10 protein-coding genes are annotated in these 15,548 nt (G+C 69.2%); 6 read left to right on the top strand and 4 right to left on the bottom strand.

Going from position 1 to position 15,548, the window contains the following annotated elements; all coding sequences use genetic code 11:
* Positions 1 to 99: 99 nt before the first annotated feature.
* Complete coding sequence (lon, locus tag KY572_RS04360; protein ID WP_224240890.1) at positions 100 to 2,610, bottom strand: endopeptidase La; 2,511 nt, start codon at positions 2,608 to 2,610, stop codon at positions 100 to 102.
* 252 nt (positions 2,611 to 2,862) lie between these two features.
* Between lon and KY572_RS04355 the strand changes: the two genes are divergently transcribed.
* The 3 genes from KY572_RS04355 (at position 2,863) to KY572_RS04345 (ending at position 7,186) form a co-directional block, all read left to right on the top strand.
* The gene (locus KY572_RS04355; protein ID WP_263451364.1) at positions 2,863 to 4,083 is read left to right on the top strand and encodes a vWA domain-containing protein; all 1,221 of its coding nucleotides are present in this window, start codon (positions 2,863 to 2,865) and stop codon (positions 4,081 to 4,083) included.
* A 706-nt stretch (positions 4,084 to 4,789) separates the two neighbouring features.
* The gene (locus tag KY572_RS04350; RefSeq protein ID WP_224240888.1) at positions 4,790 to 5,656 is read left to right on the top strand and encodes an ImuA family protein; all 867 of its coding nucleotides are present in this window, start codon (positions 4,790 to 4,792) and stop codon (positions 5,654 to 5,656) included.
* 18 nt (positions 5,657 to 5,674) lie between these two features.
* The gene (locus KY572_RS04345) at positions 5,675 to 7,186 is read left to right on the top strand and encodes a Y-family DNA polymerase (protein WP_224240887.1); all 1,512 of its coding nucleotides are present in this window, start codon (positions 5,675 to 5,677) and stop codon (positions 7,184 to 7,186) included.
* Positions 7,187 to 7,196: 10 nt separating this feature from the next.
* Here the strand turns inward: KY572_RS04345 and KY572_RS04340 are convergent, their stop codons facing one another.
* From KY572_RS04340 to KY572_RS04330, 3 genes are all read right to left on the bottom strand, one after another.
* Positions 7,197 to 7,583: a hypothetical protein gene (locus KY572_RS04340; protein ID WP_224240886.1), complete on the bottom strand. Its 387-nt coding sequence runs from the start codon at positions 7,581 to 7,583 to the stop codon at positions 7,197 to 7,199.
* A gap of 116 nt (positions 7,584 to 7,699) precedes the next feature.
* Positions 7,700 to 10,141: a TonB-dependent receptor family protein gene (locus KY572_RS04335; protein WP_224240885.1), complete on the bottom strand. Its 2,442-nt coding sequence runs from the start codon at positions 10,139 to 10,141 to the stop codon at positions 7,700 to 7,702.
* A gap of 44 nt (positions 10,142 to 10,185) precedes the next feature.
* Entirely contained in the window at positions 10,186 to 11,685 is a 1,500-nt protein-coding gene (locus KY572_RS04330; RefSeq protein ID WP_224240884.1) for a hypothetical protein, read from the bottom strand.
* A gap of 175 nt (positions 11,686 to 11,860) precedes the next feature.
* Between KY572_RS04330 and KY572_RS04325 the strand changes: the two genes are divergently transcribed.
* Genes KY572_RS04325 through KY572_RS04315 form a run of 3 tightly spaced genes read left to right on the top strand, consistent with a single transcriptional unit; the run spans position 11,861 to position 15,543 of the window.
* Positions 11,861 to 13,066 carry an imelysin family protein gene (locus tag KY572_RS04325; protein WP_224240883.1) on the top strand — a complete coding sequence of 402 codons (1,206 nt, stop codon included), beginning with the start codon at positions 11,861 to 11,863 and terminating at the stop codon, positions 13,064 to 13,066.
* Positions 13,059 to 14,576 (top strand): HTTM domain-containing protein, encoded by a 1,518-nt coding sequence (locus KY572_RS04320; protein ID WP_224240882.1) that lies wholly within the window; start codon positions 13,059 to 13,061, stop codon positions 14,574 to 14,576. Before KY572_RS04325 ends, KY572_RS04320 begins: the two co-directional genes overlap by 8 nt.
* Positions 14,512 to 15,543 carry a DUF2169 family type VI secretion system accessory protein gene (locus tag KY572_RS04315; RefSeq protein ID WP_224240881.1) on the top strand — a complete coding sequence of 344 codons (1,032 nt, stop codon included), beginning with the start codon at positions 14,512 to 14,514 and terminating at the stop codon, positions 15,541 to 15,543. The genes KY572_RS04320 and KY572_RS04315 overlap by 65 nt, the downstream gene beginning before the upstream one ends.
* Positions 15,544 to 15,548: the final 5 nt, after the last annotated feature.

Here is a 15,548-nt window from a genome sequence, read left to right as displayed (position 1 = left end):
GCCGGCCCGACTACATCCCCCGGACCCAAAAGAAAACGGGCGGGCTCCTCGGAAGGAACCCGCCCGTCTCATGGGACTACGGACTGCGAGGGCGGAACGTTAGTTCCGGGCCCCCACGGCCTCGGCCCGGATCTCCGGAGAGGCGTCCGTGCTGGCCCCCGGCAGCGGCGTCTGCGGCTGCTCGCCACCGGCGGGCGGGCCCGCCGGCGTCTTGAAGGGCGTGCTCTCCAGCGCCGCCATCAGCACCTCGTCCATCTTGGTGGCGAAGATGAACTCCAGCTCCTTCTTCGCCTGATCCGGCACGTCCACCAGATCCTTGCGGCAGCGCTCGGGCAGGATGACGCGCTTGATGCCGGCGCGGTGAGCCGCGAGCACCTTCTCCTTGATGCCGCCCACCGGCAGCACCAGGCCGCGGAGGGTGGCCTCGCCCGTCATCGCCGTGTCGCTGCGCACCCGGATGCCCGTCAGCAGGCTGGTGAGCGCGGTGAGGATGGTGACGCCGGCCGAGGGGCCGTCCTTCGGGATGGAGCCCGCGGGGAAGTGCAGGTGCAGGTCCGTCTTCTCGAGGAAGTTCGGGTTGATGCCCAGCGCCTCCGCCTTGCTGCGCAGGTAGCTGAGGGCCGCCGTGGCGCTCTCCTTCATCACGTCGCCGAGCTGGCCGGTGAGCGTCATGCCGCCCTTGCCCGCCATCTTCGTCGCCTCGATGAAGAGCAGATCGCCGCCGGCCGCCGTCCACGCCAGACCCGTGGCCACGCCCGGAACCTCGGTGCGCTCGGCCACCTCGGAGTAGAACGTCTCGGGCCCGAGGATCTCCTTGACGCGCTCGCCGTTGATGACCTGCTTCTCGGTCTTCCCGCCGGCCACCTCCACCGCCACCGCGCGGCAGATGTCCGCGATGCGGCGCTCGAGGTTACGCACGCCGGCCTCGCGGGTGTACGAGGTGGTCAGCGTCAGCAGCGCCTCGTCGGTGACCTCGATGTGGTCGCCGCTCAGGCCGTGCTCCTTGAGCTGCTTGGGCACCAGGTGGATGCGAGCGATGCTCTGCTTCTCCTCGAAGGTGTAGCCGGACAGCTCGATGATCTCCATACGGTCACGGAGCGGCCCAGGGATGGGATCCAGCTGGTTCGCCGTGGCGATGAACATCACCTTGGACAGATCGAACGGCACGTCCAGGTAGTGGTCGCTGAACGTGTTGTTCTGCTCGGGGTCCAGCACCTCGAGGAGCGCCGCGCTCGGGTCGCCCCTGAAGTCCGCACCCAGCTTGTCGATCTCGTCGAGCATCATGACCGGGTTCTTGGTGCCGGCCTTCTTCATGCTCTGGATGAAGCGGCCGGGCAGGGCGCCGACGTAGGTGCGGCGGTGGCCACGGATCTCGGCCTCGTCGCGCACGCCGCCCAGCGACAGGCGGACGAACTTGCGGCCGGTGGCCTTGGCCACGCTCTGGCCGAGCGACGTCTTACCGACACCCGGCGGGCCCACCAGGCAGAGGATGGGGCCACGCATGTCGTTCTTCAGCTTGCGCACGGCCAGGTACTCGAGGATGCGCTTCTTCACCTTCTTGATGCCGTAGTGGTCCTTGTCGAGGACCTGGCGAGCGTTCTCGATGTCCAGGTTGTCCTCGGACAGCTTGGCCCACGGCAGATCCGCGATCCAGTCGAGGTAGGTGCGCGCGACGGTGTACTCGCTGGAGGCCGCCGGGATCGTCTTGAGGCGGTTGAGCTCCTTCTGGGCGACCTTCTCCACGTCGGGCGGCAGGCCGGCCTTCTTCAGGCGCTCCTGCAGCTCGTCGAGCTCCTCCTCCTCCTCGCCCATCTCGCCGAGCTCTTCCTTGATCGCCTTGAGCTGCTGGCGCAGGTAGTACTCGCGCTGGGTCTTCGACATCTCGCCCTTCACGGCGGAGTCGATCTTGTTGGAGAGCTTGAGGATCTCGCGCTTGCGGTTGAGCAGCTCGAGCACGAGCTTCATGCGCGCCTTGAGGTCCACCGTCTCGAGGACGGCCTGCTTCTCCTCGATGGGCACGTCCACGTTGGCGGCGATGAGGTCGGCCAGGTGACCCGGGTGGGTGATGGACTCGACCAGCTCGGTGGCCGCCGCGGGCAGCTCCGGCATGAGCTCGATCACCTCACGGGCGAGCTTCTTCAGGTTGATGCCGAGCGCCTCGACCTCGACGTTCTCCGCGGAGGTCTTGTCCTCGACGGCGTCCACGCGGGCCTTGAGGTAGGGGGCCTCCTGGACCAGCTCCAGCACGCGGAAGCGGGCCAGACCCTGGACGACGAGCGAGTAGTTGTCCTCGCCCATCTTCAGGAGCTTCACGATGCGGGCCACGGTCCCCATGGTGTACAGGTCCGTGGAGCCCGGGTCCTCTTCCTCGGCCCGGCGCTGGGTGACGACGCCGATGACCTGGTCGTCGCGGACCGCATCCTTGATGAGGGCGATGGTCTTCTGGCGGCCGACCGCCAGAGGGAGCACGCCGCCCGGGAAGAACACGGAGTTCCGCAGCGGCAGGATGGGCAGCACCTGCGGGATGTCCTCCTTGTTGATAAGGCCCGGAGGAGCCATGGCCGTCGGCATGGCGCTGGCGGCGGAGCCTTTCTTCTTCTCGTCAGACATGTGGTTTCGACCCTCTAAGCGCCCGGCTGGGTGTCGGGCTGTTGATTACACACTGTTCTTCTGTGCCAGTTGACCCAACGTAGCAACCAAAACGCCCATGGCAAACGCAACGTGCATTTTTCCAGATGGGAGTTCACCTGCCGGACGATTATCGCGGGGCGGTGGCGGGTGGGGCATGCTGGACACCTGCTTCTTCTAATCTGATGCGGCGCGTCCATGCGCGTCGCTCGCGCTGATCTGGAGGGAACCCCGATGAGGGCCCGAAAGCCTGCTCGTTCCATGTTCTTGGCCGCTGCCCTGGGGTGGGTAGCGGCGTGCAGTTCTCCGGTGGATGAGCCGGGGTCCACCGTGCCTGGGAAGTGCCAGGCGGATGCTCCGGTGATCACGGCCCAGAAGACCGACGTCCTCTTCGTCATCGACAACTCCGGCTCGATGGCGGAGGAGCAGGCGGGCATTGCCACGGAGCTGCCCGCCTTCCTGGCCGAGCTGCGCCAGGGGGGCGGGGTGGCGCAGGACTTCCGGGTGGGCGTCATCACGACGTCCGTCTATCAGCGCGCCATCGTCAATAACCGGGAGACCAATCGGGAGTACCCGGAAGAGTCCGGGCGGCTGAGGCCCGTTCCCACTGCGAGCGGGGAGCCGAGCGCGGAGCGCTTCATCGAGGGCTCGGACCCTGCGCTGCTGGAGAAGTTCCGCCGGGTGGTGGTGCAGGGGACGAGCGGCAGCGGGCAGGAGGCGCCGTTCGAGGCGGTTCGGCTGGCGGTAGCCTCCTCGCTGGCCACCACCCCCCTGGCGCAGGGTGGCAACGGGGGGTTCCTGCGGGATGGGGCCCGGCTGCTGGTGGTGGTCGTCACGGACGAGGAGGACTGCAGCTCCCGGCAGCGGCCACCGCCGGTGGCCCTCACGGATGACACCTCCCGGGACATCTGCTCGGAGGAGGCGGCGAAGCTCGACTCGGTGGATGACTACTTCCAGCTCTTCCAGGGGCTACGGGACAGCAAGGGGGGCGCTCGCGAGGTGCTGTGGGCCACCATCGGCCCGGTGGGGCTGACCGACAAGAGCGTGGGAGTGGTGAAGGACACGACGCCGCAGGGCATCTTCGTGCGCAACGTGGAGTGCCCGACCTCCTACGGGCCAGGCTTCCGTCACCGCGCCATGGCGGAGCGCTTCAACAGCAATCGCGAGAACCTGGACTCCATCTGCAAGCCGAGCTACCGCGACACGCTGATCACCATCGCGTCGCTGGCCGCCATCTCGCAGAGCATCGAGGTGATGAACCTGCCGGATCCGCGGCTGGCCCAGGTGCGGGTGACTCGCGCGGACGGCACGGTGCAGACGTGCAGCGTCGCCGGGGGCGACCTTCGCTACGACGCGTCCGGCGAGGAGCGGCCGGCGCGCATCTTCTTCCTCGGGGACTGTCTGCGCAGGCAGGATGATCAGGGCATCGAGGTGAAGGTGTTCTGCGCGGGGTAGGCGCCGGGACACGGTTCTGGAGCACGGGCCCACGTTCCTGGATGCGCGATCCGCGGTCACCCTCCAGCAGTAGGATCTCGCAAGGTTCGCAGGACCTTGCTCCACCTCCCATAGATGACGTGGAGTCCGCAGGCGGCACACGTCACCTGCCATGCCGAGGGTCCTCGTCGGGGAGGCTTCTGGGATGAGCCCAGTTCCGAGGGCGACTGCCACAGGTGGGTGATGCCAGGCTGGTACTTGCCTCCGCATTCCGGGCAGCGTAGGCGCTTCGGCTTCGGCCACGTCTGGGTCGGCCAGGCGCCGATGAAGTTGTAGATCACCACGTAGAGCGTCGACGCCACCACCACGCACGCCACCCAGGCTAGAAACATCATCAACCCGGAGATGGCTCACCCTCCTTGAAGCAGTCGTGTCCGCGAGAATACCCGTCTTGGCACAGGGAGGAGGAAGAAACACGGCGCTCCGCAGGCAGCGCGCTTGTCCCGCCTCGGTTATCCGGGGTCCAATCGATCTGGCGCCGGGCCGTTGCTCGGCGCGATCCGGCCTGTGAGGTTGGGTTGGTGGGGGGCTCGCTCGTGATCACGCAGGGATCGCGCGATCCTCCTCCGCTCGAACTCGTCCACCGCAGTGGGTCCTTCGTGCCGCCAGTCAGATCCGTGAGCATACTGAACGAGCGTGTAGATCTGCTCGGCCCGGAGAAGATGTGATGAGCGCGACGGCGGAACAGCGATCGGGAGCAGTGGTCGAACAGCTGCGCGAGCGGATCCGCCAGCTGCAGGCCGCGCCCCGGAGCTATCTGGCCACGCTGCGCACCGGGGTCGCGGAAGTGGATGCGCTGCTGCCCTCGGGCGGCTTCCCCCTGGGCCAGGCCCTGGAGCTCTGCGGCGAGGCGGCCTCCGGGCGCACCAGCCTCGCGCTGCGTGCCGTGGCTTCGGCCCACCGCGAGCATCGCCTGTGCGCCTGGGTGGATGGTCCCAAGGAGCTTTATCCCCCGGCTGCCGCTGCCATGGGGGTCGATCTGGCCCGGCTGCTCATCGTACGCCCCAAGGAGCCTTCCCAGCTCGCGTGGACCGCGGTCCAGCTCGCCCGGAGCGGCGCGTTCGCGTGCGTGGTGCTGGATCTCACGCAGGGCCTCGCGGGAGGCAGGTCCTCCGGCGTGCGGCTCTCGCTCGCCGAGGGCAAGAAGCTGGCGGATGCGGCCTTCCGTGGCGGAAGCCTGCTGCTGCTGCTGTCCTCGCCGAACGCCCCCGCCGACGGAGTGACGCGCATGCGGACCGAGGCCATGGGGCCCGAGGGGCTCTCGGTGGAAGTCGTGCGCAGCCGGCAGGGTGGGCTGGGGACACGAGCCGTGATGCCGTGGCAGTCCCTCTATCCCGCGCTGGAGTCCGAGAGCGAGGAGGCTCTCCTGCTCGCCGGAGAGATGCCGACCGGTGAGGATCTCGTGCCGGACTTCCATCGGGGGCGCTCGTGGGAGCAGCGCAACGGCTGTGGGATCCTGGGGCAGCGTCCGGGGCGTGATGCGCCGATGCCGTCCTTCCGTTCCAAGCTCGGAACGGGCACCGCGGCGCGCTGAGAGGGGCGGGAGGGGCTCATGCGGCTCGGCTATCTGCACCTCTCGCGCTTCCCAGCGCAGCGCAGGGTCATCGAGATGCCCTCGCTGGCGGGCAAGCCCTTCGTGCTGGAGGAGGAGGTTCGAGGCCAGCGACGGGTGGCCTTCGCCTCGTCGAGCGCGCTGAAGGCCGGCGTCCGGACGGGGATGACGCTGACCGCCGCCACGGCCCTGGAGCCCTCGCTCCAGCACTTCCCCTACCGGGCCGGGGAAGAGGCCCGCGCGTTGATGTCCCTGGGCGAAGCGCTGATGTGCGTCGCGCCCGGCTTCCAGCTCTCCGCGCCGGACGGGATGTGGTTCGACGCGAGCGCCGCGCACCTCTTCGGTGGCGAGGAGGGGCTGTGCCTGCGAGCGCTGGAGGTCTGCTCGGGCCATGGCTACCGGGGCAAGGCCGTGGTGGCCTCGGAGCTGTTCACCGCCCGGGTGCTGGCCCGTCTTGGCACCCGGCCCGTGCTGGTGGTTCCCGAGGGTGGCAGTGCGCGCGCGCTGGCGCCCCTGCCGCTCACCGCGCTGGAGGGCCGGGAGCGCGAGGCCTTCGCCGCGCTCGGGCTGAGCACGCTGGGAGAGGTGGCGGCGTTGCCCGCGGGCGCGGTGGCGGCTCGAGGTGGCGCCGCGGGCCTGCAAGCGCACACGCTCTGCGGAGGAGGGGATGACACTCCCTTCGTCGCTGCCGTGCTGGAGGAAGTGCTCGAGGAGCGGATGACGCTGGAGTGGCCCGCCGAGTCCTTCGAGCCCCTGCAGTTCGCCCTCAAGACGGTGCTGGATCGGCTCTGCGCGCGACTGGCCGGACGGCGCCGGGCGGCGGTGCGGCTGAGCTTCGTGCTGAAGCTGGATCCCTCCGGGCTGGTGGAGCTGCCGCTCACGCTGGCTCGGCCCACGGCGCGCGCGAAGCTGCTGCTGGATCTGGCCCGCCACCAGCTGTCCGATCTGCGGCTGGAGAACCCGGTGGCGACGCTCTCCGTGCGCGTGGAAGAGCACAGCGAGGATCGCGGCCAGCAGCTCGCGCTCGGAGACACGCCAGAAGGAGATGCGGCGCTGGAGGTGGTGCTGTCGCGGCTGGCCACGACGCTGGGCGAGGAGGCGCTGTTCTCCGCCTCGCTGGAGGCCGTCCACCGCCCCGAGCAGGCCTACGTGGCTCGGGCCTTCCATCCTCCGGCCTCCACGCGAGGCATGGCGGGAGAGCTGCTGCCGGAGGAAGAGGTGGAGGTGCCGGTGGATGAGGCGCTGAAGGAGCGCCCCTCCCGGCTGCTGGAGCAGCCCGCCACGCTGGATGCCGAGGTGACGGAGTCCGGCGAGCTGCTCGCGGCGTGGCTGCTGGGCAAGCGGCGCCGGGTGGTGGCCATGGCCGGCCCCGAGCGCCTGGGCGGGGAGTGGTGGGCGCAGTCACCCTTCAGTCGGGACTACTACCGCGTCCACTTCGAGGGGCTCGGCCCCGCCTGGGTCTTTCGGGATGCGCAGGACGGCCGCTTCTACCTCCAGGGCCTCTTCGACTGAGCCCCGAGCCTCACACGCCCTGGGGCGCGGTGGCCTTCAGCGCCGCCTTCACCTTCGCGCGCAGCTCCTGCTTGCGCTGATGGAACTGCTGCTTCTGCGCGTCGGTGAGCTGGCCACCGTTGGCCTGGCGCTGGCTCTGGAACTCCTCGCGCAGCTGGCGGGCCTCGGCCTTGAACTGCTCCGCCTGGGCCGAGGTGAGGCGGCCCTTCTCGACGGCGCGGTCCAGCCGGTGCTCCATGCGCGCCATCTTGCGGAACATCTTCTCTTCCCTGCCGCCGTGGCAGTCGCCCGAGCGGAACTCCTTGCCCTGCGGCGCGGGGCTCTCGGCGGCGAGCGTGGAGGTGGCGAACAGGAGCGAGGCGAGGGCAGTGGACAGCACGGCGGTCTTGATACGCATGAAGTGGGTCTCCTCGGGTGTGACTTCGAGCGTCGGAACCCCGGCGGCTCCGGCGGTCTCTGTGGAGAGAACCCCGGAGCCGTCTCGAGGTTAATTCGCGAGGAAGACCGCGGACTTCAGAACGAGTATTTCAGGCCCACCAGCATCGTCCGGGGAGCGTTCGGCCGAGCGCCATAGGGCAGGCGTCCCACGATGACCTGCTTGTCCAGCAGGTTGCGCGCGCTGAAGTACACATCCGCGTCCTTCGCGAAGTGCCAGCTCGCGTTCAGATCGAACGTCAGCAGGACATCCGTCTTCTTCCCCGGCGCCGGCTCGCCCTGGCCCGCCTCCTCGCGCATGGAGTCCACGAAGGTGCTGCTCAGGTGGACACCTCCGAACGCCGACTCCACGCCCGCCGAGGCGAAGAGCTGGTGCTTCGGCACGTACGGCATCTCGTCACCGGCGTTCACCACGCCGTACTGCGGATCCGAGGAGCGGAAGGACTCGAGCAGCTCGGTCTGCGTGAACGTGTAGGCCAGCGACGTGGGGAACGTCACTCCGCCGCCGGGCCGGAACGTCTTCTCCGCGAAGACCTCGATGCCCATGATCCGGGCCCTGCCGGCGTCCACCTGGCGATCCAGGTTGTCGGTCAGACACCCGTTGGAGAAGGTGCAGACGTCCGTCAGGTTCTCGTAGGCGTTGAGGAAGCCCACCACCTCGAAGCGCTCGCCGCTGCGCGTCCAGCGGGCACCGGACTCGAAGTTGATGCTCGTCTCGGGCAGCACCGCGGACGGCTGGCCCGGCGCCGGAGGCGAGAAGCCCCGGTACGCTCCGGCGAACAGTCCCAGGGAGCGGGTGAGCGCGCCATAGACACCCAGGCCCGGCAGCACCACCTCGAGCGCTCCGCTCTGACGGTCCCCGGTGAGGCGATCCAGGGACCGCGAGCGCACGATCTCCATGCGGACACCGGGCGTCAGCACCAGCGGCCCCCAGGACACCGCGTCCGCCACGTGGAGCGCCAGGGCGTTCGTCGCGTCCCGGTTGTTCGCGGTGGTCCTCGTGGGCGCGCCGTCCGAGACGAGCTCGCCGGCCACCATCCGGAAGCCATCCTCCGTGTGGAGCCGAACGACGCTGTCGAAGTGATAGCGCACGCCGGCCTCCAGGTTGTGGCTCAGGGGGCCCGTGGTGGTGCTCCACCGGGCCACGCTCTGGATTCCCTGCGAGACGAACTGGCGATCATTGGGACCGATGAAGAGCGTCTCCTCGGGCGTCGAGCTGTCGATCTGCCCGGTGAGCACGGCGTAGTAGATGGCCTTGCGCGCGCTGGTGGGATCCGCGAGCACGCTGGCGATGTCCGTGCCCTGGAAGTGGTTCACCTTCCGCCAGATGCGGTGGTAGTCGTGCCGGTACGCGGTGCTCGTCACCGCCAGCCCGCCGGCCTCGAACTGATGGCTGAGGACCACCTGGGTGCGCTGGTTCTCCATGCGATCCTGGCGGCTGGCGGCGTAGCGGCGCAGGGGGTTGGCGCGGAAGTCCTCGTCGCTCAGGCCCAGATATGTCTCGTTGGAGGCCTCGTCGGAGTAGCCCAGCTTGAGCTGCAGGCTCTGCCGGGACTCGCCCGTTCCATCCAGCAGGTGGCGGGCCTTCAGCATCCACTCGTTGCGGCGGAAGCCCGTGTGGCCTCCTCCGTCGAGCTCCTTGAAGCCGTTGTTGCGCAGGTGCACCCCCTCCACCACGAACCCGGAGCGCTCGGTGCTCGCGCCGTAGTGGCCGTGGAACTTGCCGTAGAGGTTCACGCCTCCGGCCAGGTCCACCCCGTAGTCCTCCTCGGCGGGGATGTCCCGGGTGATGAGCTCCACGGAGCCGCCCACCGTCTGCGGGCCATGCTGGATGGCCGCGGGCCCCTTGAGGATGCGCACCGCCTGCATGCGGGTGATCAGCGGGAAGAAGTAGGCCGCCGGAGCGGAGTAGGGCGCTGGACCGAAGAGCACCCCGTCCTCCAGCAGCGTCACCTTCTTGCTGCGATCGGGGTTCACCCCGCGCAGGCCCACGTTCGGCCGGAGCCCGAAGCCATCCTCGCCTCGGGCGTAGACGCCAGGGACGGACTGGAAGACGGCCTGCGGATCATCCAGCTCGAAGCGCTGCAGCTTGCTCGACTTGACGACGTGCACCGAGCCGCTCGTCCGCGCCTCCGAGGTGCCGACGACCACGCTCTCGAACTTCTTCTGCGCCGGCTCGGTGGACTCCGGCGGAGCCTCGGGAGCGGGGCCCGCCACCGGAGGCGTCAGATCAGGCGCCGTCGGAGCGGAGGCCTCGTCGGACGCGGGGCTCGTTCCCTCGGGGGAGGGTGCGAGCGGTGCATCGCCCGGCGGGGTTCCCGGTGCCGGCGACGGAGGCGCCTCAAGCTCGGGCGCCGGGGGAGTACTGGCCTCTGAAGGAGCAGCCGGTGGCTGGGAAGCCGGCGGGGCGGACGCTCCCTCGCCAGGCGGCACGGCGATCCCAGGCTCGGACGACTGAGCCTTCGCCCTCGTCGCGGCGACGAGGAAGACCGCCGCGACCACCCACATCCGTGCATGCATCGACACTTCTCCTTCAGGGGCTCGCTACGACTTCGGGCAGGGGACTACTGCTTCTCGACGATGCCCGCCACTACCACCTTGCCGTTGGACTGGACGACGACTGCGCGTGCAGTCTCGAGATTACCGGCAGTGACGACGTTGATCTTCGCGATGCCGCCCTGGCCGAAGGCCGTGTCCCGGGTGCCGTCCGAGTTGAAGCGCGCCACGACCATCTGGGTGTCCGTGCCCTCGGCGACGAAGCCCGCGGCATAGGCCTTGCCCGTCGCGTCGAAGGTGACGGCCCAGAAGCGATCGTTCGCCGTCGTGGAGGTCGGCACGGGCTGGGCGAACTCGGCGCCGCCGCCGCCACCGATGGGCAGCAGGAGCAGCGTGGAGTCCTCGTTCTCGCTGCCACCGGCGCGGTAGCCCGCCGCGGCGACCCGGTCCCCGGCGGGGGAGACCGCGGCCCCGAAGAACGAGTCATCCGGGCGGCCGAAGGAGTAGAGCTTGTAGCCGTCCGGGGTGAAGGAGGTGTCCAGCGCCCCGTTGTTCGCCTGGAGGAACGCCACCATGGCGTCCACGTTGTTCGTGGTAGCCACGGCGCTGCCCACCACGAACACGCGATCATCCGGCAGCACGACCAGGTTGCGGCCGCGATCGTCCTGGTTCTGCACGTTCAGCAGGACGGTGCCGTTGTTGCCCCACGTGGTGTCCAGCGCGCCCGTGCTCGTGTAGCGGAAGGAGAGCATGTCCACGGTGCCCGAGGCGCCCAGGCGGCCATAGCCCGCGGTGACGTAGTTGCCGGTCGACTGCCGGCCCACGGCGTACGCCTCGGCCGCGCCCCACTCCGTGTTGGCCGGGTCGGCGGGCAGGAACGGCATCGAGGTCAGCACGCCCTTCGAGCCGAACGTGTTGTCCGCCGAGCCATCCGTGTTCAGCCGCTGCAGCACCACCCGCTGGGACGACTGCGAGCCCACGCCCGTGGGCATGGTGGTGTAGCCCGAGGCGAGGATCTTCCCGTCCGACTGGATGAGGCCGCCACGCGCGTTGTCGCCCAGGCCGCCCAGGTTGAGGGTCTGCACGCCGCTGGTGGCGAACGTGGTGTCGAGCGCGCCATCCGCCGTCAGTCGCACGACGACGCGGTCCAGATCCGTCCGGTTGTCGCCCTTCTTGCCGCCGAACAGGACGAGCCGGTTCGAGCTGTCGGCCTTCATGTCCCAGAGGATCTCACGCGTGGTCCCCGAAGCCGGGCCCACGTCCACCTTGGCGATGCCGTTGGTGCCGAAGGTGGTGTCCACGGTGCCGTCCGTGTTGAAGCGCACCGCCGCGAACTCGGTGTCCGTGGACTGCGTGCCTCCATCCGTGGTGCCGCCGTCCGGAGTCTGGTTGCCGCCGTCCGGAGTCTGGTTGCCGCCATCCGGGGTCTGCGTGCCACCGTCCGGCGCGGGCTCGTTCGGCGGATCCTCGTCATCACCGCAGCCACCCGCGAAAGCCAGGGCACACACCAGCAGAGCGGCGCTCGCCAGCGTGGCCCAGGTGCCAGGACGCTCCGTCTCGTTCTTCATGTATCGACCCCTCCAGAAAACCGATGAATTGAGAGCAGAAAATGAAAACGATTATCGTTTTCATTAATCGAAGTGGCCCGCAGGTATCGTGGGAGCGCGTGAACTGTCAAGAAGTGTCGTGGCTGGTTTTTGAGAATGGTTGTCATTTCCAGAATCGTCTGCTAGGGCAGCGCGCATGCCACGAATTCGTTTTGGGAAGCTCCAGGGCGCGAGGGTGATCTCGCTCGCCGCGCTCGTGTGTCTGTGCGCCTGCAAGGAGAAGAATGACAAGCCTGATGGCGGGCCGGGGCCTGGCACGGAGGATGTCCGCAAGAACGTGCTGAGCGCCGCGGGCACCTGCGTGCTCACCCACGCGAGGGAATTCCAGACGGCGGCGGCGGCGCTGGAGACGGCGACGTCGGCGCTGGTGTCCGGCCCCGAGGCGAGCACGCGCCAGGCCGCGCGCGAGGCGTTCCACCGGGCCATGGACGTGTGGCAGGTGCTCGAGGTGCTGCAGATCGGCCCCGCGGCGACGACGCTCCAGCCGGGCGGCGCGGAGATCCGCGACAACATCTACTCCTGGCCGCTCGTCAACCGGTGCGCCGTCGAGGAGCAGATCGTCGCTCGCGGCTACGAGTCGGCCAGCTTCCCGACGACGCTGGTGAGCCGGCGCGGGCTCAACGCCATGGAGTACCTGCTGTTCTACGAGGGCAGTGACACCGCATGCGCGGCGAGCTCGCCCATCGTGTCCCAGGGCACGTGGGCGGCGCTGTCCGCCGAGGAGCGCGACTCCCGCAAGCGGGCGTACGCGCTGGCGGCGGCCAAGGAGGTGCGTCGCCACGCGGAGCGGCTCGTGCAGGCGTGGGAGGGCGGCTTCGCGCAGACGCTCGAGACGGCGGGCGCGGGCAACACGGTGTACCCGACGACCCAGGCGGCGCTGAACTCCCTGAGCGACGCGCTCTTCTATGTGGAGCATGACGTCAAGGATCTGAAGCTGGCCCGGCCGCTGGGCCTGCGCGAGTGCACCTCGGATGTCTGCCCGGAGTTCCTGGAGTCTCGCTACGCTTCGCGCTCGAAGGCGAACCTCCGCTCCAACCTGGTGGGCTTCCGCAAGCTGAGCGAGGGCTGCGGCCAGGACTTCAGCGGGCCCGGGTTCGACGATCTGCTCGTCTCCGTCGGCGCCGATACGCTGGCGGGCAAGCTGCGCACGAACCTGATCGCCGCGCAGGCGGCGCTCGAGGCCATCAACGAGCCGGATCTCGATCAGGCGCTCACCCAGGACAAGGCCTCGGTCCGCGCCTTCTACGACGCGCTCAAGGCTGGGACGGATCTGATCAAGACGGAGTTCGTCACCACGCTCGACCTCGAGCTGCCGCAGTCGGTGGAAGGGGACAATGACTGAGTCCGCGGAGACCGGGCGGGGCGGCGTGAGCCGCCTCTGGGAGCGCCTGCTCGCCCCGAAGGACATCGCGGCGCTGGTGGCGTTCCGGATCGTCTTCGGGCTGCTGGTGGCGGTGTCGGCCACGCGCTTCCTGGCCTATGGCTGGGTGGACGAGTTCTTCGTCCGGCCCAGGTTCCACTTCACGTACTGGGGCTTCGGCTGGGTGCCGGCGCTCCCGGCGCCGTGGATCCACGTCGTCTTCGGGGCGCTGGTGGTGCTGGGGCTCTGCGTGGCGGCGGGCTTCTGCTACCGCGTGGCGATCGCGCTGCTCTTCGTCGCCTTCTCCTACGTCCAGCTCGTGGACGTCACCACCTACCTCAACCACTACTACCTGGTGAGCCTGCTGGCGGGGCTCCTGTGCTTCATCCCGGCGCACCGGGCCTTCTCCATCGACGCGTGGCGCAAGCCGGAGCTGCGACAGGACTGGCTGCCCGCGTGGTGCACGTACCTGCTGCGCTTCCAGGTGGCCGTCGTCTACGTGTTCGCCGGGCTGGCCAAGCTCACGTCGGACTGGCTCATCCACGCGCAGCCGCTGCAGATCTGGCTCACGGCGCGCACGAGCCTCCCGCTGCTGGGGCCGTTCCTGGATGAGCGCTGGGTGGCGTACGTGGCGGCCTGGTCGGGGTTCCTCTTCGACACGACCATCGTCCTCTTCCTCCTGACGCGCAGGCTGCGCCCGTTCGCCTATGTGGCCGTCCTGGCGTTCCACGCGGGGACCTCGGCGCTGTTCCCCATCGGGATGTTCCCCGTCATCATGGTCACCGCCGTGTGGGTCTTCTTCGAGCCCTCCTGGCCGCGACGTCTCGGAGCGTGGCTGCGCGGTCGGCTCGGGAGGCAGGCGCGTCCGTCCAGCCCGCCAGCGCCTCGCGCGGTGCCGGCCTGGGGGCCTCCCAGTCGGAAGGCCTGGCTGGCGCTGGGCGTGGCCGTGGCCTACGGCTGCATCCAGCTGCTCATGCCCCTGAGGACCCACCTCTATGGTGGCAACGTGCTCTGGCACGAGCAGGGCCTGCGCTTCTCGTGGCGGGTGATGGCGCGGGAGAAGAATGGCAGCGTGACGTTCGTGGTCCGCAACCCCGCCACGGGCCGCGAGTGGCACGTGCCCCCCAGCCAGTACCTCACGCGGCTGCAGGAGCGGGAGATGTCCGTGCAGCCCGATCTCATCCTGCAGCTGGCCCACCGGATCGCCCGTGACTTCGAGGCGCAGGGCAGGGGACCCGTGGAGGTCCACGCCGACGCGCGCGTGTCCCTGAACGGGCGCTCCTCGGAGATCTTCCTCGAGCCCGAGGTGGATCTCGCCCGGGAGCCGGACGGGCTCGCCCCCAAGCGCTGGATCCGTCCCTCTCCGGACTCGCCGCCCGTTCGCCTCCGCCCTGTGGAGCGGGAGCCGTTGCTGCTACAAGGAGCCCATGGGGCATCCCAGCACCGAGAACCTCACGCCCTTCACCTTCGAGCCGCTCTTCCTCACCGATGAGGAGATGCGGCCGTTGCTCGTCCCGGTGGTGAAGGCCACCTTCTGGATCAGCCCCCAGGGCCGTCTGACCCTGGCCGAGGAGCAGGAGCCGCTCGAGCTGGCCGGGAGGAAGTGGGACGACGCGGACGCGTCCAGCGATCGCTATGAGCCCGAGGGCGCCTTCTTCAAGCCGGCCACGGACGTGGTCCTCGTGGGACACGCCCACGCGAAGGAGCGTGGCACGCGCGAGCTGCTGGTCGCGCTGAAGGTCGGAGCGCTGCAGAAGGGCGTGAAGGTCATCGGGGATCGGCTCTGGTTCAAGAGCATGGGTAGCATCGCCATGACGAAGCCCGCGCCCTTCGAGCGCATTCCCCTCCGCTACGAGCGGGCCCTGGGCGGCCCGCTCGAGCCGCGCAACCCGGTGGGCACGGGGTTCCGGCCCAAGGGGAGCCGCTTCGAGGAGGACGTGCGGCTGCCCAACCTGGAGGATCCCTCCCAGCTCCTGAGGGACTGGGGCGACAGCCCTCCGCCCGCGGGCTTCGGCTTCCTCGGCCCGAGCTGGCAGCCCCGCGCCTCCTTCGCGGGCACCTATGACGCGGCCTGGGAGAAGTCCCGCAAGCCCCTGCTGCCGCGCGACTTCGATCGGCGCTTCCTCAACGCCGCCTCGCCTGGACTCATCGCCCCCGGCTACCTCCAAGGCAACGAGCCCGTGGTCATCGCCAACGCCACCCCCGAGGGTCGGCTCGCCTTCAGCCTCCCCGGGCTTGCTCCGCCGCGCGTCCAGGTGTGGCGCAAGCGAGGCTCGGACGAGGAGCTCGAGCTGCGCCTGGACACCGTCATCATCGACACCGACGAGATGAAGCTCTCCCTGCTCTGGAGGGGGCTGCTCAAGCTCGTCCGGGAGCCGACCGAGGTGGAGGCGATCCGCGTCGAGAGTCCAGGCTCCGAACGTTGGGCGCCGCAAGCAATCCTCGGAAAGCAGCGGTAGAATGC

This window comes from Hyalangium gracile (assembly GCF_020103725.1).
Lineage (GTDB): Bacteria > Myxococcota > Myxococcia > Myxococcales > Myxococcaceae > Hyalangium > Hyalangium gracile.
Note: the sequence above shows the minus strand (reverse complement) of the source record. Positions and strands in the feature narration are given on the sequence as shown.